Annotated in this window: 17 protein-coding genes and 1 pseudogene; 10 read left to right on the forward strand and 8 right to left on the reverse strand. The window is 72.3% G+C overall.

What is annotated here, in order from left to right; translation table 11 throughout:
- Positions 1–229 precede the first annotated feature (229 nt).
- Positions 230–1630 (forward strand): S53 family peptidase, encoded by a 1401-nt coding sequence (locus ACZ6ZT_RS24835; protein ID WP_469722093.1) that lies wholly within the window; start codon positions 230–232, stop codon positions 1628–1630.
- Positions 1631–1650: 20 nt separating this feature from the next.
- Here ACZ6ZT_RS24835 and ACZ6ZT_RS24840 read toward each other — a convergent pair whose 3' ends face one another.
- Complete coding sequence (locus tag ACZ6ZT_RS24840; RefSeq protein ID WP_469722094.1) at positions 1651–2130, reverse strand: subtilase-type protease inhibitor; 480 nt, start codon at positions 2128–2130, stop codon at positions 1651–1653.
- A gap of 325 nt (positions 2131–2455) precedes the next feature.
- Between ACZ6ZT_RS24840 and ACZ6ZT_RS24845 the strand changes: the two genes are divergently transcribed.
- Together ACZ6ZT_RS24845 and ACZ6ZT_RS24850 are read left to right on the forward strand one after the other, a co-directional pair.
- Positions 2456–4039, forward strand: a complete 1584-nt coding sequence (locus ACZ6ZT_RS24845) for an FMN-binding glutamate synthase family protein (protein WP_469722095.1) — start codon at positions 2456–2458, stop codon at positions 4037–4039.
- 60 nt (positions 4040–4099) lie between these two features.
- Entirely contained in the window at positions 4100–4375 is a 276-nt protein-coding gene (locus tag ACZ6ZT_RS24850; RefSeq protein ID WP_469722096.1) for a hypothetical protein, read from the forward strand.
- A gap of 20 nt (positions 4376–4395) precedes the next feature.
- Here the strand turns inward: ACZ6ZT_RS24850 and ACZ6ZT_RS24855 are convergent, their stop codons facing one another.
- Positions 4396–4818, reverse strand: coding sequence for an ATP-binding protein (locus ACZ6ZT_RS24855; RefSeq protein WP_469722098.1), 423 nt, complete (start codon positions 4816–4818; stop codon positions 4396–4398).
- Positions 4819–5012: 194 nt separating this feature from the next.
- Here ACZ6ZT_RS24855 and ACZ6ZT_RS24860 point away from each other — a divergent pair, with 194 nt between their 5' ends.
- Positions 5013–5483, forward strand: a complete 471-nt coding sequence (locus tag ACZ6ZT_RS24860; protein ID WP_469722099.1) for a hypothetical protein — start codon at positions 5013–5015, stop codon at positions 5481–5483.
- 92 nt (positions 5484–5575) lie between these two features.
- Here the strand turns inward: ACZ6ZT_RS24860 and ACZ6ZT_RS24865 are convergent, their stop codons facing one another.
- Positions 5576–6514, reverse strand: a complete 939-nt coding sequence (locus ACZ6ZT_RS24865; protein WP_469722100.1) for an EamA family transporter — start codon at positions 6512–6514, stop codon at positions 5576–5578.
- Between the two features lie 50 nt (positions 6515–6564).
- Between ACZ6ZT_RS24865 and pdxR the strand changes: the two genes are divergently transcribed.
- Positions 6565–8112, forward strand: coding sequence for a MocR-like pyridoxine biosynthesis transcription factor PdxR (pdxR, locus tag ACZ6ZT_RS24870; protein ID WP_469722101.1), 1548 nt, complete (start codon positions 6565–6567; stop codon positions 8110–8112).
- A 75-nt stretch (positions 8113–8187) separates the two neighbouring features.
- Here the strand turns inward: pdxR and ACZ6ZT_RS24875 are convergent, their stop codons facing one another.
- On the reverse strand, positions 8188–8838 hold the full coding sequence (locus tag ACZ6ZT_RS24875) for a TIGR03086 family metal-binding protein (protein ID WP_469722102.1): 651 nt from the start codon (positions 8836–8838) through the stop codon (positions 8188–8190).
- Positions 8839–8951: 113 nt separating this feature from the next.
- Between ACZ6ZT_RS24875 and ACZ6ZT_RS24880 the strand changes: the two genes are divergently transcribed.
- The 3 genes from ACZ6ZT_RS24880 to ACZ6ZT_RS24890 all read left to right on the forward strand — a co-directional run bounded on the left by ACZ6ZT_RS24880 (position 8952) and on the right by ACZ6ZT_RS24890 (position 13344).
- A complete protein-coding gene (locus ACZ6ZT_RS24880; protein WP_469722103.1) occupies positions 8952–9926 on the forward strand; it encodes a helix-turn-helix transcriptional regulator in 975 nt (324 codons plus the stop codon).
- 230 nt (positions 9927–10156) lie between these two features.
- A complete protein-coding gene (locus tag ACZ6ZT_RS24885) occupies positions 10157–12586 on the forward strand; it encodes a YfhO family protein (protein WP_469722104.1) in 2430 nt (809 codons plus the stop codon).
- A 149-nt stretch (positions 12587–12735) separates the two neighbouring features.
- The gene (locus ACZ6ZT_RS24890; RefSeq protein WP_469722105.1) at positions 12736–13344 is read left to right on the forward strand and encodes a hypothetical protein; all 609 of its coding nucleotides are present in this window, start codon (positions 12736–12738) and stop codon (positions 13342–13344) included.
- Positions 13345–13370: 26 nt separating this feature from the next.
- Here ACZ6ZT_RS24890 and ACZ6ZT_RS24895 read toward each other — a convergent pair.
- Positions 13371–14133: pseudogene (locus tag ACZ6ZT_RS24895) on the reverse strand (sensor histidine kinase); the annotation flags it as partial.
- A gap of 176 nt (positions 14134–14309) precedes the next feature.
- Positions 14310–15305 carry a substrate-binding domain-containing protein gene (locus tag ACZ6ZT_RS24900; RefSeq protein WP_469722106.1) on the reverse strand — a complete coding sequence of 332 codons (996 nt, stop codon included), beginning with the start codon at positions 15303–15305 and terminating at the stop codon, positions 14310–14312.
- Between the two features lie 97 nt (positions 15306–15402).
- On the opposite strand from ACZ6ZT_RS24900, the gene ACZ6ZT_RS24905 reads away from it, so the two are divergent.
- Together ACZ6ZT_RS24905 and ACZ6ZT_RS24910 are read left to right on the forward strand one after the other, a co-directional pair.
- Positions 15403–16038: a TetR/AcrR family transcriptional regulator gene (locus ACZ6ZT_RS24905; RefSeq protein ID WP_469722107.1), complete on the forward strand. Its 636-nt coding sequence runs from the start codon at positions 15403–15405 to the stop codon at positions 16036–16038.
- Between the two features lie 301 nt (positions 16039–16339).
- Positions 16340–17470, forward strand: a complete 1131-nt coding sequence (locus ACZ6ZT_RS24910) for an FAD-dependent oxidoreductase (RefSeq protein ID WP_469722108.1) — start codon at positions 16340–16342, stop codon at positions 17468–17470.
- 279 nt (positions 17471–17749) lie between these two features.
- Here ACZ6ZT_RS24910 and ACZ6ZT_RS24915 read toward each other — a convergent pair whose 3' ends face one another.
- Entirely contained in the window at positions 17750–18172 is a 423-nt protein-coding gene (locus ACZ6ZT_RS24915) for a hypothetical protein (protein ID WP_469722109.1), read from the reverse strand.
- Positions 18162–18812 (reverse strand): ATP-binding protein, encoded by a 651-nt coding sequence (locus ACZ6ZT_RS24920; protein WP_469722110.1) that lies wholly within the window; start codon positions 18810–18812, stop codon positions 18162–18164. Before ACZ6ZT_RS24920 ends, ACZ6ZT_RS24915 begins: the two co-directional genes overlap by 11 nt.
- Positions 18813–18924 lie beyond the last annotated feature (112 nt).

The following is an 18924-nucleotide window of genomic DNA, read 5'->3' on the forward strand; positions in this document are numbered from 1 at the left end:
GGGTCGCGTCCGCTGGCCGGACACTCCAGGCGGGAGCGAATCGGCCCACTTCTGCCCGAACCGACCGAAGCCGGGCGCCATTTGACCAGATCCTGGTACTCGGCGTCATCTTGCGCATTCAGGTAAAGCGTTCGGCATCAAGCGTCAAACAGCCTTGTTTCGCGCATGACTTGGCAGGTGTGATCGCGGAAGCCGCTCCGCGCGGCGCCACCCCCCAAGGGAGTCCGCAATGCCTTCAGTTCGTCGTACGTGGCCCCGTGCCGCGGCCACCACGGCCGCCGCCGCCGGCCTCGCGCTCACCGCGGCGGCTGCCGCCCCGGTGACCGGGACCGGCATCGTGACCGCGTCCGCCCACACCTCCGCGGCGGCGCACACCGCGGCCCGCCCCGCCGTCGCCGGGCACCAGCTGGTCCGCGCCGTGGGGAGCCCGCTCTCCACCGAGGAGTGCCGGACCAAGTGGAAGATCGCGTGCTACACCCCGCTGCAGTACCGCCAGGCGTACGACCTGAACCCCCTGTACCAGGCGGGCATCACCGGCAAGGGCCGCACGATCGTCATCGTGGACTCCTTCGGCTCGCCGACCGTCCAGCACGATCTGGACGTCTACAGCAAGCAGTTCGGGATACCCAGCACCAAGGTGCAGGTCGTCAAGTGGGGCAACGTCCCGAAGTGGGACCCGAAGAACGACGACATGCTGGGCTGGGCCGGCGAGACGACGCTCGACGTGGAAATGGCACACGCGGTGGCACCGGACGCGAAGATCGTCCTGGTGGAGACCGCGGTCGCGGAGACGGAAGGCACCACCGGTCTGCCGGAGATGATGGACGCCGAGAAGGCCCTGATCGACCACGGCATCGGCGACGTGATCACGCAGAGCTTCGGCGCGACCGAGAACACCTTCCCCGGCTTCGACAAGGGCGACTTCTCCAGCATCCGGAAGCTGCGCTACGCCTTCGAGGCCGCCGCCCGCAACCACGTCACGGTGCTGGCCTCCTCCGGTGACGGCGGCGCCACCGACAACACGGCCGACGGCACCGGCTACTACCACGAGCGCGTCAACTCCTGGCCCTCATCCGACCCGCTGGTGACCTCCGTCGGCGGCACCCAGCTGCACCTGGACGACGCGGGCAGGCGGACCGCCCCCGAGAGCGTCTACAACGACCACGGCGCGGGCGGCGGCGGCCAGTCCCACGTGTTCACCCGCCCGGCCTTCCAGAACGGTGTCCAGAACGTCGTCGGCGACCGGCGCGGCACCCCGGACATCTCGATGGCCGCCGCGGTCGACGGCGGAGCGTGGATGTACTCCAGCTACGACCCGGCGGCCACGGGCTGGGACGTCTCGGGCGGCACCAGCGAGTCCAGCCCGCTGTTCTCCGGCATCGTGGCCCTGGCCGACCAGGCCGCGGGCAAGCGCCTGGGCGACATCCACGAGGCGCTGTACCGCCTGTACGGGCACTCCGCGTACGACCGCACGACCGGCATCGTCGACGTCAACGACGGTACGGACAACAGCTACCAGGGCGTCACCGGCTACACCGCGGTGAACGGCTACGACATGGCCACCGGCGTCGGCACCCTGGACGCGGCCCGCTTCGTGCCCGCCCTCGCCCGCGAAGGCCGCCGCGGCTGACGAGCTGACGAGCCGCCGCGTCAGAACGCGTAGACGGGGTTTCCGTTCAGGATCACGGACATCTCGCACGCGTTGGAGAAGGTGTGCTTCCAGGCGACGCGGCTGCCGTGCCAGACGCCGTCCGCCGTGACGGTGACCGGGTCGTAGCGCATCGGGCAGGCCCGGCCCCGGCTCGGCGCGGCCAGCAGGCGGTCGAACTCGCCCCCGGTGGCGTTGAGGGCATCGCACGCGGCCCTCGGGGCGGGGTGGGTGCCCTCGGCGGTGTAGGCACAGCTGAGCGTCACCGCGCGCAGCACGGTGCCCGCGGCGGCGTCTTCTCCCTGGGTGCCCTGGGTGCCCTGGGTGCCCTCAGCCCCCTGGGCTCCCTGGGCTCCCTGGGCGATGCCGAAGACCATCGCGGACGGGGCGTACAGGCTCGCGGGCTTGGCCTGCGCCGCGCCGGCGGAGCCGGCGAGGCAGAGGAGAGCGGCGGCGGAGACTGTGGCCCAGCGATAACGCATGGCAAGACTCGCTTTCGAATCGAAGGTGTGGGGCGGCGCGGGGCCTTCCTCTAGCCCCCAGCCGCGTCCGACCATGCCAGGAGTGAAGGGCGCTCGCATACCGGCGCACGATTTACGGACAACTCGTTCGGACATCCCTCCCCGTCCCCTCCCCAGGTGGCGGCAGCTCACGGTCCATCGGACGGCCATACAGGCTGACCGGATCGATGCCGGGGCGGGGTGCGGCGGGGGACCCGGGCGGTTCGTACCCCACCGAGCGCCGGCAGCCCCACATCGTCCCCAGGTGGAGCGGTTGTCCGAGAGGGTTCGGGACAGAAGACAGGACGTGCTGAAGATTCTTCTCGTGTTCCTGCTCGCCCTGTCGGCCGCGGCCGCCACGGCCGCGGCGCTCCTCGCCACGCCCTGGTTCGGTGTTCTCGCCGTCCCCCTGCTCCTGCTCGCCGGGGTGGCCGTGTACGACCTCGTACAACGACGGCATTCGATCCTGCGGAACTACCCGCTGCTCGGACACCTGCGCTTCGCCCTGGAGGCCCTGCGCCCCGAGATCCAGCAGTACTTCGTCGAGCGCAACTTCGACGGCCGCCCCTTCGACCGGGACACCCGGAACATCGTCTACGAGCGGGCCAAGGGCACCGACGCCGAGGAGCCGTTCGGCACCGAGCGCGACCTGTACCAGTCGGGCAGCGAATACCTCACCCCGTCGATGGCGCCGCGGCCGGTGCGCACCGACCCGCCCCGGGTCCGCATCGGCGGCCCGGACTGCGCCCGCCCGTACGACATGGCCCTGCTCAACGTGTCGGCGATGAGCTTCGGCTCGCTCTCGGGCAACGCCGTGCTCGCGCTCAACGCCGGCGCGCGGGCGGGCGGCTTCGCCCACGACACCGGTGAGGGCGGCCTGTCCGAATACCACCTGCGCCCGGGCGGCGACCTGGTCTGGGAGATCGGCACCGGCTACTTCGGGTGCCGCACGGACGAGGGCGACTTCGACGAGCGGAAGTTCGCCGAGAAGGCGGCGAACGAGCAGGTCAAGTGCGTGTCATTGAAGATCAGCCAGGGTGCCAAGCCGGGCATCGGCGGCGTCCTGCCGGGGGCGAAGGTCAATGCCGAGATCGCGAAGGTCCGCGGCGTTCCCGAGGGGAAGACGGTCAACTCCCCGCCCTTCCACCGCGTCTACTCCACGCCGCGCGAGCTGGTCCGCTTCCTGGCCCGGATGCGGGAACTCGCCGACGGCAAGCCCGTCGGCTTCAAGCTGTGCGTCGGCTCGCGCCGGCAGTTCCTGGCCGTGTGCAAGGCCATGCTGGAAGAGAACGTCACGCCGGACTTCGTCATCGTCGACGGCGCGGAGGGCGGCACGGGCGCCGCGCCGCTCGAATTCGCCGACAACGTCGGCCTGCCCCTCGGCGAGGGGCTGATGACCGTACACAACGCCCTGGTGGGGACGGGGCTGCGCGACCGGATCCGGATCGGGGCCAGCGGCAAGGTCGCCACCGGCGGCGACCTGGTCAAACGCCTCCTCCAGGGCGCCGACTACACCAATGCCGCCCGCGCCATGATGTTCGCGGTGGGGTGCATACAGGCGCAGCGCTGCCACACGAACACCTGTCCGGTCGGCGTCGCCACGCAGGACGAGCGGCGCGCACGCGCCCTCGACGTCGGGGACAAGGCGCGGCGCGTGCACCGGTACCAGGAAGCCACGGTCAAGAGCGCCCTGCAGATCATGGCCGCGATGGGCGTCGACGACCCGTCCCAGCTGCGCCCGCACCAACTGGTCCAGCGGGTGGATCCGCACACCGTCCGCTCCTATGCGGAACTCCATGAATGGCTCGCGCCCGGCGGACTCCTCGTATCACCGCCCGACAGCTGGGCATCCGACTGGGAGGCGGCCGACCCGGACCGCTTCACCGCCTGACGGGCAGCGCCGCCGCGTGGCGCTCGCTCCCCCTGCGGTCCCTGCACTTACGGGGCCCGCATGACGACAGAACCGGAAGCGGACCCGGTCGAGCCGGGCGACCTCCACGCGGCACACGCGGCCATCGAGGCGTACCTCAGCCGTGAGGCGTGGGACGCGGTCATGGAGGTCACCCCTCCGCCGCCGGACCCCGCGACCGATTCCGGCCCGGCCGTCGAGCCCCCGGAAGACGCCGAACGCCGCGCACAGGCGAACGCCATCGTCCGCGGCCTGCGGCAACTCGGCTACCACCTGGACGAGACGCTCCTGCACGGCCCCGACATGGCCGCCGGCTGAGGGGCGCCCTGTCGTACGTGTCAGTGGGCGGCTTCGGACGCGGTCGGCGGGCGGAAGCAGGCGATGATGGCCTTGCCCGTCGGGCAGGCCCGGACCATCCAGTCGTCGGCCATGGCGTCCACGAGGAAGATGCCGCGCCCGCCGTCGCGTTCGACACTGGGCGGCCGCAGGACGGGCACCTCACTGCTTCCGTCGTGAACGGCGATGTGAAGGCAGCTCTGGTCCCAGGTCATCACGAGCTGAGCGCTGCTCCGCGCGTGCACGTGGGCGTTGGTGACCAGTTCGGAGACCGTGAGCAGCACGTCGTCCACGGTCTCGGGCGCGTCGGCGACCCAGCTCAGCGTGCGCAGATGCGCGCGCGCCCAGTCCCGCGCCGCCTTGGCGTCGGTGTCGAGGGGCAGGGAACGCGCCCAGCCCACGGCTCGTACGGCACGCTGTTCCATGACGCGATCCTCTCCGTTCGGCTCCGTGGCCGTCGTGTGCCCCCATAACGAGCCCTTACCCACGGGGCTGGTTATCGTCCGGCACATGACAGCTGTCATACGGCACAGGTGACCGGGGGCTCTGCCTCCAGGGGCCTCCTCCGCGGAAAAATATGGTCATTCGCCGACCACGGCAGACCACGGGGGAGAGCAGCATGGACATCAAGAAGAAGACGGCAGTCAGGACGGCGAGCGGGGTCGCGCCGGCCGAGGTGATCGACACCGGTGCCATGAACCCGGCCGACTACCGGCTTCCGATCTGGTTCTTCGGCTTCGAAGGGGTGCTCGCGGCCTCGTTCGACATCCTGAAGGCCTTCCCTGCGGCCTGGCCCGTCCTGCTGGTCCTGCTGGCCGTGAACATCACCGTCTCCCTGACGATGATGCGCAGGCGCATCAAGCTCGCGAAGGCGCTCTGGCGTGGCAAGGACACCCGCAGGGTCGCCATCGTGCTGATCGTCCTGCGGGTCGGCAGCCACTTCGCGCTCAACGCGCTGGGCCTGGCCGTGACCTCGACCCTGGGTCACGTGCTCTTCGCCCTCATCATGAGCACCGTGACGATCGGCCTGCTCGCGTACTCCCAGGAGACCGCCATCCGCGCCCTGCGCGGCTCGTCGCAGAAGGCCTGAGCGCCGTCGGCCCCGGCGGGCGGCTGCGGCTCTTCCGGGTGAACCCGCCCAGCGGGCGGCGCTTGACGACCGTTGCGGTGGAGGGGCGGTCGTCAACGGCCCACGTGCGCGGCGCCGTCCGCGTCCGTACGGGCGGACCGTGCGGGCAGCGCCGTCTCGCGGCCCGGACGCAGCCCCGACACCAGGCCGGCGACCACCACCGCCAGGCCGAGCCACACCGCCGGGCCGGGGGCCCCGCCACCCGTGACGGCCCCCGCACCGGCCGCCGCCAGCGGCGCGACTCCCGTCAGCAGCCCCGCCCGGCCCGCGCCCACCGCCGCCACCGTGCGGTACCAGAGGAGGAACGCCACCGCCGTCACCATCACGGCCAGGTACCCGGCCGCCGCCCACTGCCCCGCCCGCAGCGAGGCCGGCGCGGCGGGACGCTCGCACACCAGCGTGAGCCCCACCAGCATCACCGCCCCCAGCCATACCGTGTGGACGGAGACCCCCCACGCCCCGTGCCGGCGCAGCACCGGAACGGCCAGCAGGGTGAAGGCCACCTCGCAGCCCAGCGCGAGCGCCGCCCAGGCCGCCCCGGCGGCGTCCGTCCGGCCCGTGTCCTGGACCAGCACCGCCCCCGCCACCACCACCGGAGCCGCGAGCAGCACCCGACGGGCGGGCCGCCGCCCCTCCAGGAACGGGCCGACCACGCCCAGCACGATCGGTACGCAGGCCACCGCCACGGCGATCACGGCCGGTTCGGCGTGCGCCACCCCGCGTACGACGGCCACGTTGAACAGCACCAGACCGGTCGCCGCGACCCCGCCCAGCCACAGCCACTCCCGGCCCCGCGGCCACAGCACCGGCACTCGGGCGGCCCGGGCCAGGGCGAGGAGCAACAGCGCGGCGGCCGCGTACCGCACGGCCTGGACGGCGAACAGCGGCGCGTCGACGAGCGCGTGGGAGACGGTGACGCTGCTGCCGACCAGCGCCATCCCGGCGATGCCGGGGATCAGGTCCCGGAAGGAATCGGAAGAAGTGGAGTGCATGGGGCCCAGCGTCTCCCCACAATGGACCCGTGAGCAGATCCAAAAGGGCCATGACTCAGGGGTCCAAACGCCACGAGTCCCGCGATCACGAGACCAAAGGCCCCGGGTCCCCAAGCCCCGGCTCGCAAAGCCCTGGCTCCGAAGGCGAGGGCGGTGGCTCCGACTTCCTCCAGCTCGACATCGGCCAGGCCCCGCCGGGGAGCCGTACCGACTGGCTGGCCGGCCGGCTCCGCGCCGCCATCGCCGACGGCACCCTGCCGGTCGGCAGCCGGCTCCCCGCCAGCCGGGTCCTCGCCGCCGAACTGCACGTCTCCCGCGGCCTGGTCACCGAGGCCTACCAACGGCTCGCGGAGACCGGCCAGGTGGCGGGCCGCGGCCGGGGCGGCACCATCGTCGTCACCGCCCCGCCGCCCGCCCCCGTAGCCGTACCGGTCGCCCCGCCCCGCACACCGGACCGCGGCGGCCCCGTCGACGCCCTGCGCTCCGCACCCTGCCGCATCGACCTCTCGCCCGGCGTGCCCGACCTGACCGCCTTCCCACGTACCGCCTGGCTGCAGGCCGAGCGGCGGGTGCTCGACTCCCTGACCCCGGCCGACTTCGGTTACGGCGACCCGCAGGGCGCTCCCGCCCTGCGCCGGGCCGTCGTCGGCTGGCTGGCCCGTAACCGGGGCATCCGCGCCGACCCGGGCGAGGTGGTGGTCGTGGCGGGCGTCGCCCAGGCCCTGGCGCTGCTGGCGCGCGTCCTGCGGGACGAGGGAGTGCACCGGGTCGCGGTCGAGGACCCCGGCTCGCTCGGAGCCCGCCAACAGCTTGAGTACGGACACCTGGAGACGGTCCCCGTACGGGTGGACGGCGCCGGGCTGGACATGGCCGGGCTGCGCGCGAGCGGCGCCCGGGCCGTCCTGCTCACCCCGGCGCACCAGTTCCCGACCGGTGTCGTCCTCGACGGCGGGCGCCGCCGGGACCTGCTCGACTGGGCGACCGGGGGAGGACTGGTCATCGAGGACGACTACGACGCCGAGCACCGCTACGACCGCGCCCCCGTCCCCGCACTGCGGGCCCTGCTCCCCGCCGCGGTCTGCTACGCCGGCAGCGTCTCCAAGCTCCTCGCCCCCGCGCTGCGCCTGGGCTGGCTGCTGGTCCCACCGCGCCTGCGCGACGCCGTGACCGCCGCCAAACGCTACGCCGACCTCGGCAACCCCGTCCTTGCCCAGCTGGTCCTCGCCCGGCTCATGGACTCCGGCGAGCTGGAGCGGCACCTGCGCTTCGTACGGCGCCGCCACCGCCGCCGCCGCGACGCCATGCTCCGCGCCGTCGCCGAACGGCTCCCCGGAGCCCGGGTCCACGGCGCCAGCGCCGGCCTGCACCTCATGGTCACCTTCGACGGGGCCGCCTTCGCCGACACCGACCTCGCCTCGGCGGCCCTGGAACTCGGCGTCAAGACCCACCCCCTGTCCTGGCACCGGCACCGCCCGGGCCCCCCGGGCCTGATCCTCGGCTACGCGGCGGGCACCACGGCCGACATCGAGGAGGGCATCAGCACCCTGGCCGCCGCCCTGAAGACGACCACACGCACCCACCGGAAAGCCCTCCCCTGACCCCGGCTCACGAGGGTGGTGCCGGAGTCCGGGGATCGCACGCGGAGGCCGTCCCCCCTCCCCGCCCGGGAACCCTCAGGGCCGGCGTCCGGCCCAGGCCACCAGCCGGTCGATGGCCGGGGCCTCGGGGTCCACGGTCACCACATCGGCGAAGGGGATCCGCCCGCCGCGGGTTTCGGCGGGCAGCGCACGACGTACGACGCCGATCACCCGCTCGATGAGAGCCGGGTCCCAGTCCGGGTCCTGCCCGGTCGCCCTGGCCAGGTCCCAGGTGTGCACCGTGAGCTCGTGGGTGTAGACGGCCGCGGCGGCCGCGCCCGGCATGACGCCCATCGGCAGCCGCAGCTGTCGGCCGAGGATGTCCGGGTCCGCCCACACCTCCGCGACCTCGCGGGCGCCCGGCTCCCAGGCCGCCGCCCACCCGCCGTCGGCGACCTCGTCGGCGAAGGACGGCACGCTGAACGGGTCCTCGCCGCGCCCGATCACCGAGATCCGTCGCACGACGGCGACGAGGTGGCTCGCCAGCCGCCGTACGTCGAAGTCCTCGCACGGGGTCGGGGCGTCGTACTGCCCGGGCCGGACGGCGGCCAGCGTACGGCCGGCCAGCGCGACGGCAGCGGCGAGGTCGGCCCGCGGATCGAAGGGGGAGGGGGCGGCGGAGGAAACGGCGGAGGAAACGGCGGTGGAATCGGACGGAATCTCGATGACCTGCTTGTTCTCGTTCATGTCTTCATCCTGGAAGCCAAAGTGGCCACCTTCTGGCCAGTTTCCCGAAGAGAATGGAAAGCAACGGCGCCGCGACCCGACGACGCGGCACCCCCGCATACGAAAAGAGGCCCATGAAAGCCGACCGGCTGGTGGCGACCCTGCTCTTCCTCCAGGAGCGCGGCCGCGTCACCGTCTCCGAAGTGGCGGCCGAACTGGAGGTGTCCGAGCGCACCGCGCGCCGCGACCTGGAGGCCCTGGCCGCGTCCGGCATCCCCGTCTACGCACAGCGCGGCCGCGGCGGCGGCTGGTCGCTCGTCGGCGGGGCCCGTACCAACCTCACAGGGCTGACCGCCGACGAGATCAGGGCGCTCTTCCTCATCACCGGCCCCCTCTCGGCCACCCCCGAACTGCGCACCACCCTGCGCAAGCTGATCCGGGCCCTGCCGCCGACCCTGCGGGCGCAGGCCCAGGCCGCGACCCGCGCGGGGGTCGTCGACTCCACAGACTGGTCCCGCAACGCCGTCACCGCCGATGCCGCCCACCGCTCCGCGCTCCAGGACGCCGTCGTGGACGGGATCCGCGTCCGCCTCGGATACGCGGGCGTCGGCAAACCGGCCGGCGAGCGTACGGTCGACCCCCTCGGGCTCGTGGCCAAGGCGGGGGTGGACTACCTCGTCGCCCATACGGAGAAGGGCCTGCGCACCTTCCGGCTCAGCCGGGTCACCTCGGTCGAGCCGACCGGCGAACCGGTGGTCCGGCCGCCCGACTTCGACCTCGCCACGGCTTGGCGGACCCTGTCCGGGGCCTTCCAGGACGGCATGTACGCGGTCACCGCGCGGGCCCGCGTCCACCCCGACGCGCTGGCCCTGCTGCAACGCTTCCTCGGCGGCCGTGTGCGCGTCGGCGCTCCGCTGCCCGACGGCTGGACCGAGGTGTGGGTCGACGGCCCGGCCGCCAAGGCCGTGGCGGCGCATCTGGCCGGGCTGGGGGCACGCGTCGAGGTGCTGGAGCCACCGGAGGTACGGCACTGGCTGGCCCGCATCGGCGCCGAACTCACCGGCATGTACGCGGGGGAGGAACCGCGCACACCGCCGCCGGGCCAGTAGCCAACGGCGAACCGTACCGCACGACCTGGCCGGCGGGGGCGCTGCGGTGGTGTCGGGCACGCGGGACGTCCGCGGCCTGGGAGCCTTGGGGCATGGTGCTGACGATGTCCTCTTCCCCCGCACGCGAAGAGCCGTATCAGCCGTCGGGCCGCGGGTCCTGCCCACGGGGCGGGGCGGCCGTGGCTCCGGCGGCTGCGGCGGCGGTTGCGATGGGGGCCTACTGCCTGGCGATGGCGATGCACGGGACGTACCCGTTCGGCGCCCGCTCGCGGGCTGTCAACGACCTGGGCAACCAGTTCGTGCCGTTCCACGCCCACCTGTGGGACCTGATGCGCGGCCGGGCCGATGGAGACCTCCTCTTCAACTGGGCCAGCGGCTACGGGGTCCCGTTCCTGGCGGACTTCTTCACCTACCTGACGAACCCGTTTTCCTGGCTCGTCGTGCTGTTCCCCCGCGACCGGGTGGAGCTGCCGGTCTTCCTCGTCACGCTGCTGAGCATCGGGCTGGCGACCGCGCTGATGACGGTGTGGCTGGGCCGGCTGCGGCCGGGCCCGCCGTGGCAGCGGGCGGCCCTGGCGGTCGGGTACGGCGTCTGTGCCTGGACGGTGTCCAAGGGTTTCGCCGATCCCATGTGGATGTGGGGGCTGGTGGCCCTCCCGCTGATGGGTTTCGCGTACGAGTGGTGCCTGGAAGAGCGCCGCTGGACGCTCGGCGTCCTGCTCGTCGCCGCGTCGTGGGCCGGCAACTTCTACACCGCCGCGATGGCCACCCTCGGCATGCTGCTGGTGCTGCTGGTCAGGCTGCTGCTCGACGGGCGGCCACGCGGTGCCCGGCTGCGCGTGCTGCTGCGGGCCGCGTCGATGACGGCGGTCGGCGTGGCGCTGGTCGCACCGGTGCTGACGGTCACCTTTCTCGCTTCGCGGGCATCGCAGCCGGCACCCCCGGCCGACTACCCGGGGCTGCCCCTGCTACGCGACTACCTCGCGCACCTGCTGCCAGGAGGTTTCCATTCGAGCGGGCCGACGGTGTCCGTGGGCATGCTGCCGCTGCTGCTCGTTCTCGCCTACCCGTTCATGCGCAGGATCCCGGGCAGACAGCGGGCCGCCTGGTGCGTGCTGCTCGTGCTGGTGGCGCTGTCCTACGTGTGGCGCCCGACGATCCTGCTGTGGCACGGTTTCGCTCTGCCGAACGGGGGACCGTACCGGGCCTCGTTCACCCTCGCCGGGATGCTGGTGGCCGTGGCCTGGCTGGCCCTTGCCGCGCGACCGCGTCCCCGGGAGCTGCTGGCGGGGGCCGGAGTGCTGGGCGTGCTGCTGATCGTCGTCGGCCCCAGCCCGTACTTCACCGCCGCCACCTGGATCCTGACCGTGGCCGGAGGCACGGCGGTCGTGGCCCTGCTGATGCTGCTGCGCCGCCGCGGCCGGGGCGTGCGCACCGCCGTGACGGGGGCCCTGGTCGCCACGGTGTTCGTCTCCACGGTGTTCACGGTGCTGTCGGTGACCGAGCAGCGGGACCGGGAGGCGTGGTGGCAGCCGAAGCGGACCCTGGACGCGCAGTCCCTGGCGGCGCGGCGGGCGGTACGGGCACAGGACCGCTGGCCGGTCCTGCGCAGTGATCCCGGCCCGCACGAGTTCGCCGACAACGACCCGCTGCTGCTGGGCGGTCAGGGCGGTGCGTACTACAGCAGCCTCCTGCCTGCCCGGACCGCGCAGACGCTGGGCGGGCTGGGGGCGGGCTGGTACATGGGCGGCCGCCACACGGTCGGCTTCGAAGACCCGGTCGGCCGGGCGGTCATGAGCGTGGGCGGCTACCTCGACCACGGCGGTCGGGACGGGTTCACGCGGCGGACGGCCGACGCGGTCCCGTTGGTGTCCCTGCGGCAGGGCGCGCCGGCCCCCGCGGCGGCGGATACGGTGTTCGCCCGTCAGGAGCAGGTGCTGGGAGCACGGGTCTACGCGGTGCCCGCCGCGCGGACGGTGAGCGGCGCGGTGGCCACCGGGCGGCCCGACGGGAGCTGGCGGTTGTCCCGTGGCACCCGCAGCACATTCGCCTTCACCTGCGCTCCCGGCAGCTCGGCGTACGCGTACGTGCCCTGGTTCTCCGGCACCATGAGCGAGCTCACCGGCCCGGCGCGCCGGCTGTCGGCCTGGTTCCCGATGACGAACAACGGACTGCTGCCGCTGGGCACGGTTCCGGCCGACGGCGAGGTGCTGCTCACGCTCACCGGCGACCGGGCCCAGGACGTCCCGCGCTTTCCCGTGGGCTGCCTGGACCGGAACGCCCTCGCCGCGGCGCTCGCCCACGTGCGGGCGCCGGCCCCGGGCCGCGTCACCGCCACCGGCCATACGATCGAAGCCGTCCTCCCGGCACGCTCCACCGGGACCGCCCTGGTGGCCGTTCCCGCCGTGCGGGGCTGGCGATGCTCCACGGACGGGGCGGCGGCCACGGCGCCCCGGAGCCTCGCCGGGCTGATCGCCGTACCGCTGGGCGCGGGGGCGTCCCGGGTGGCCTGCGCCTACCACACTCCCGGCCTGAGGGCCGGTCTGCTGGTGAGCGGGGCGGCCGTGACCGTCCTGCTCGCCGTGCTGCTGCTCTCCCGGGCACCGGCACCGCCGCACGGCCGACGCCTCCTCCGGCTTCTCCGCCCCGCCCGGTGGTGACCGCGGGGCGGCGGCGAACACAACAGCGAACGCTGGCCAGTCACCCATCCGCGCATTCCGGCCCCCGCACCGCCCGGGCTACGGCATCGTCGTGTCCGAGCGCTCGATGCGGGCGCGGCGGTACACCGGCCGGTTGCGGAAGGGGCCCCATGGGCGAGCGGGAGACGTGGACGACAGAAGAGTTCGGCACGTCACACGAGGGCGCGGTCGAGGTCCTCCTCGCCGACGGCACCGTCCCCAAACCGGTCTACTTCGACATCGGCTCCGGCAGCCACGTGCCCGCGGTGTCGCAGTGGAGCGTCTACGACGGCCGCCGTCCCCGGGTCCCGCGGGCGGCCGCACTCCGCGCGGTGTGCTCCTGCGGCTGGCAGGGCACCGAGCAGCAGCTGGACTGGGAGTCGATCGGTGGCCAGGACTTCGCCGAGGCCGGCGACGACCAGGCCGACGCCTGTGAGCGCGACTGGGACGCGCACACCGCCACCGTCGAAGCCTCCACGATCCCCTTGCCCGACAGCGTCACCACGCTGCTGGAACAGTTGGAGGCGGCGATCGACCAGTTGACGAAGACCTCGCCGATCGCCGCGGTACGCGCCGCCCGCCGACTGGAGGTCACCGCCGAGCGCGTCGGCTACTGGGCCGCCCGCGGCACCCTCCACGACTTCACCCCCGCCCGGGCCGCGGCCGCCCTCGGCCTCACTGAGGGCGCGGCCCGCAGGCTATTGGCGCGCCTGGGCCGCTACAACCCGTACATCGGCTGACCGCGAGGGCCGAGCTTGAGTCGACGTCACCTGTCGGCGTCCGACGACAGCGCGGGCAGTTCCACGGTGACGCGGAAGCCGCCGCCCGGGCGCGGGGTCAGGGTGAGGGTTCCGTCGTGTGCCTCGGTGATGGTTCTGACGAGGGTCAGGCCGAGGCCGACCCCGGCGTGGCCCGCGTGGGTGCGCTCGGTGCCGCACTGGAAGGGCTCGGCGAGGGTCGCCACGAGCAGGGGGGTGAGCGGCTCGCCGGTGTTCTCGACCGTGAGGACCACCGACCGGCCGCGGACGCGCGTCGTCACCCACACGGTCCCGGCTCCCTGACCGGGCAGGTTGTGGACGATCGCGTTCTGTACGAGGTTCGTGGTCAGGTGCAGCAGGAGGGCCGGCGATCCGAGCGTCCGGGCGACGTCACCCGTGGTCTCCAGGCCGATGCCCTGCCGCTCCGCGAGGGGCAGCAGGGTCTCGGTGGCCTCCTCGGCGAGGAGCGACAGGTCGACCGGTTCGCGGGTGAACGACCGCTGGTCGGCGCGGCTGAGCAGGAGCCAGCGCCTCGGTGAGGTCGACCGCCCGGGTGCTGACCGCCTGCAAGCGGTCGATGACCTCGCCGGTGTCGTGGCCGGGGTCGCTGCGCGCCATGTCGAGGAGGGCCTTCGAGACGGCCAGGGGCGTACGGAGCTCGTGCGAGGCGTTGGCCGCGAACCGGCGCTGCTCGGCGACGTGCGCTTCGAGCCGGGCCGGCATCGCGTCGAAGCCGTCGGCGAGTTCGCGGTACTCGTCGCCACGGCCGGGAGCCGGATCCGGGCGGCGGCCGGTCCGGCCGCCGCGTCGACCGCTGGTCCGGGACGTGACCCCGAAGAGCTCGTGGGTCCTGCCGGAGACCGGCAGCGACCACCTCCCGGTGGCGGCCGGCATCAGCTGGTGAACACGCCGGGACCCCGGCCAAGGCCGATGGGCGGATGGGTCGCTCAGGTGTCGAGGAACTCCTGGACGAAGATGTCCTGGCTGGTCAGCAGGCGCTTGGAGAGCCCCTGCTCGTGGTGGTAGCGCAGAAAGGTGTCGACGGCCTTGCGGTTCGCGGCCAGCCCGTAGGGCCACCAGTCCTCGCCGAGCAGGTCGCGGTTGCGCTGGAAAAGGCTGCTGATCCAAGGGGTGAGCAGGCTCATGTGCTGTTTCGACGCATCCGTACGGTACTTGCGTTCGGTCAGGTCCTTGGCTTCGGTGAAGGCGCGGTAGACCGAGCGCAGGTCCTCGGTGCGGTGCAGCAGGTCCTTGCGGACCGCGACGAGGTGCATCGGCGGGAAGATCCCGGTCCGCCGGTAGTAGTCGCGCTCGACGCTCTCGTAGTCGGGGAAGAGCCGGGCGATCTTCGTCGAGCCCCGCAGCAGGGCTTGGGGCACGTCGACCGAGATGAGCGCGTCGATCTCTCCTGACTCAAGCATGGCCCCCAGGGTCTGGCCGTCCGCGGCGTGCCGTACGTCCACGCCGTCCGGCACCGGCTGCGGGAGCCAGTCGAACGTGGGGATGGGATGGTCGGTACCGCCGATGACCCAGCGGCACTGGTCGACGGTCACGCCGTACTCGTCCGAGAGGATGCCCTTGGGCCAGACCCCGGCGTCGTGTCCGAAGAGCGCGAACTCGCCGATGGTCTTGCCGGCGAGGTCCTGCGGCTTGCCGATCCCCGCCTCGGTGTTCACGAAGATGGCCGAGTGCCGGAAGTTGCGGTTCGGGAAGATCGGCAACGCCATGAAGGGCGAGTCCTCCAGGTCGAAGGTGCGCAGGAAGTAGGTCAGGCCCAATTCCGCCACGTCGTAGCGGCCTTCGATCATGTGCCGGAACAGGTCCGAGACCAGCGGCTCCGTCTCAAGGATGACGTCGTCCACCCCGTCGATCCGCACGCGGCCATCGAACAGCGCCTCGGTGTGCTCGTACCGGTAAGTGCCGATGGTCAGCTCAGTACCCATCAAGACTCCCTTCCGTGAATGACCTTTCACTTTACGATGGGCGCCGATAGGATGGCTGTCAAGGTGAACGAGCATTTACTTTGCCGGAGGTCCAGCCATGCCGCGCATCACGCCCGAGCGCCGTGAAGCCAAGCGTGCGGAGATCATGGCGGCGGCGCGCCGCTGTTTCGCGCGGGACGGCTTCCACCAGACCTCGATGCCGGACATCGCCGCCGCGGCCGGCGTCTCCGCGGGCGCCCCCTACCGCTACTTCGCGAGCAAGGAGGAGATCATCGCGGCCATCGCGGCGGACGCCTTCCAGCTGATCTTCGACCCCATGGAGCGAGTCGCCGAGGCCGCTGACGCCCCTTCTCTGGGCGACCTCGTCGCCGCATCCCTTGAGGCACTGAGCGTCGAGACCGTCACCGACGCCGCAGGCCAAGTGGTGCCCGTCGAGGAACTACTCCGTTGCGTCGTCCAAACCTGGTCGGAACTGCTGCGCAACGACGCCGTGCACACCCGCGCCTTCGAGGGCTTCGAAAGGGTCCGTCGCACCATCGCCGACGCCCTGCGCCGCGGACAGTCGGCGTACGCTGCTCAACCCGTGGATCCGGAGAACGGCGCCCGCGTCTTGATCGGCCTGCTGCACGGATTCCTGCTCCAACGCGTGGCCTTCGGCCTGACCGACACGGCGGGATACAGCAACGCCATCCGCAACCTGCTCAACGAACCCGAACGCCCGGACAAGCCTTAGCAGTGACCGCAGGACGTCACGCCAGCCCCGGACAGCCCCTTTCTCCGCTACCCGCCGAGGGGAAGGCCCGGCGAGAGGCACCGCCCGCAGTCTGGCCCGACCAGGTGGGGGCGCGAGGGGACGGTCGTACGCGCAGCCGGGCTGACCTGCGTTTGACGCGGGCCTGATCGAACGCCGGAGCCGCAGTGTCAGCCCGCTGTCGGGGGCTGTCGGTCAACCATCGGCGGCTCGTCAGCAGTGACTGACACATTTTCGCCGACGGCCGCTCCTCCCCGGGCGGCCGGACGACGAAGGAGCCCCCATGCACACGCCCGTCACGATCATCGGCGCAGGACTCGGCGGACTCACACTGGCCCGCGTCCTGCACCTCCACGGAATCCCGGCCACGGTCTACGAGGCCGAGACCTCTCCGACCGCGCGCACGCAGGGCGGGATGCTCGACATCCACGACTACAACGGGCAGCTCGCCCTCAAGGCGGCCGGCCTGATGGACGAATTCCACGCCATCGTCATCGAGCGCCGCCAAGGAATGCGCGTGCTCGACCGGAACGGGACCGTCCTGCTCGACAAGCCCGACGATGGCACCGGCGGACGTCCCGAGGTGTACCGCGGCGAGCTGCGCCGGATCCTGCTCGAATCACTCCCGGCCGGCACCGTCCGGTGGGGGCACAAAGTCAGCAGCACCCGATCCCTCGGCGACGGTCTCCACGAGGTGATGTTCGCCGACGGCAACCGCGTCGTAACCCGCGTGCTGGTCGGAGCGGATGGCGCGTGGTCACGGGTCCGGCCGCTGCTCTCCACCGCCACCCCCGACTACGCCGGCACGTCGTTCGTCGAGACCCACCTGTTCGACGCCGATACCCGCCACCCTGCCGCCGCGAAGGCGGTCGGCTTCGGGATGCTGATCGCGTCCTCGCCGGGCACGGAAATCTTCGCCCACCGGGAAAGCGGTGACACCCTGCACACGTACGTGGCGCTGGCCAGGCCGCAGGACTGGTTCGCCACCATCGACTTCACCGATCCGGCAGGGGCCGCCACCCGGATCGCGCGCGAGTTCGACGGCTGGGCCCCGGAACTCACCGCGCTCATCACCGAAGGCGACACCGCGCCGGTCCTGCGTCCTCACTACGCTCTGCCGATCGGGCACCGGTGGGACCGCGTGGCGGGGGTGACCCTGCTCGGCGACGCCGCCCACCTCGCGGGCCCGAACGGTGAAGGCGCCAACCTCGCCATGCTCGACGGCGCGGAGCTCGGCCGGGCCCTCGCCACCCACCCCGATGACATCGAAGCCGCGTTCAGCGAGTACGAGCAGGCGATGTTCCCCCGCAGCAGCGAGGCCGCCACGTTCGACGGTGCCGAAATCCCCGAGCTCGGCGAGGCCGCCACCACCGCCCACAGCCTGACCGACAGGACCACAACGCAGAACCAATGAGCCGCCGACCATCATCGCAACGGGCAAACCCACCGCGCGCGGCGGTAAGGCGCCGCAACCGTACGACAGATGCGCTGCGAGCCCGCCCCCAGCCGGTGTGAGCGCGGACAGGCCGTATCTGGCGTACAAGACAACGCTGACGTGCCGGCGGAGCGGAGCGAGGCGACGACAGCCGCCATCAAGGCGCCGAGAGCCGCTCACCGTCGTTGAGCTGCAGCCAGGGGGCCTGGTGCGGCCGACCGGTGGCGTTCGAGGGTGAGGCTGTGAGGCTCAGTGCCCCTACGGGGCTTTGGTCGTCCAGAGGCTGGTGGTGGGCTCGGGGCCTTCCAGGGCGTGGCGCAGCTTTTCCTTGAGCGTCTTCGCCGGGGCCTGTGTTTCCTCCTGTATGTGGGCGAGTCGGGCGATGGTCACGCGTATGTGGCAATCGCGGTGGCGCTGCTTGAGCTGGACCAGCCAGGTGCCATCAGGGGTGCGAAAGGCCTGGCGAGCCGGAGTGTCCCCCGGTCTCGCGTGGCGCGCCAGGACGGCCGGGAGGTAGTGCAGGGCCGCGTCCTCGGCCACGGCGAGAGCCTGTGCCTCCGTATCGCCCACGGGATGGCTGGCCGCCAGTGTCCAGCGGTGCAGCTTGAGATCGACCCCGTCGGCGCGCCGGGAGGTCCGGGTGTCCTCCTCGATGAGGACGTACCACTGGTCAGCGGTCACGGCCGGCCCCCTCCGCCATGTCGCGCCGGTCCTCGATGGAGACGGTCAGGGCGGCCCAGTGCGCGGCCCATGGCGTCAGGTCAGCCACCGTCAGCGGCCGCTGCGCACACAGGGCTTCATCCGGCAGGAAGCGGACGCAGGTCCCCGTGGTCCCGTCCGAGTCGACCGGCTCCAGCCCGGTCGCCGGGACGCCGTGCTCATAGCGCTGACTCCAGGATCCGTTGAGACGGCGGTTGGTATGGATCAGCCACTCGCTCAGGGCCGCGACGACGGACATCCCGCGACGCGGGTGCCCGTCGGGAAGCAGTTCCGAGCCGGGGGAGTCGAAGAACCGGAGGTCCTTGGTGGACATGACCGGCTTCTTCACCCCCCGGCCGTGCTCGTCAAAGCGGGTGTCGGTTCCCCGCCCGTCGTCCCTCACCGCCACCGAGCCGTCCGTGTGCAGCGTGATTTCACACCGTCCACCGCCCCGGCTCGCCGCCTCGTCCGCGGCGTAGGCGACGATTTCGAGAACAAGGTGCCGCGGGCCGCCCCGAGCGAACTCCGCGGGTACCTCGCGGATTTGGCCGAGATGGTCCGCGTCCACGGTGCCGGACCAGTCGTGCGTGGTGGTGACCCAGGAACTCCTTGACCCATCCATGCCACAAGTATCCCCCGAGGCTCCCTGCTCCCGATCCCAGCCCGTAATCGGGGCGACGTCCGCCTGCGGCCCGGCTGAGGGGGCTCGCAGCCCGGTGGCGGGATCGGGTGTG

It is taken from the genome of Streptomyces sp. NPDC102258 (assembly GCF_055584685.1).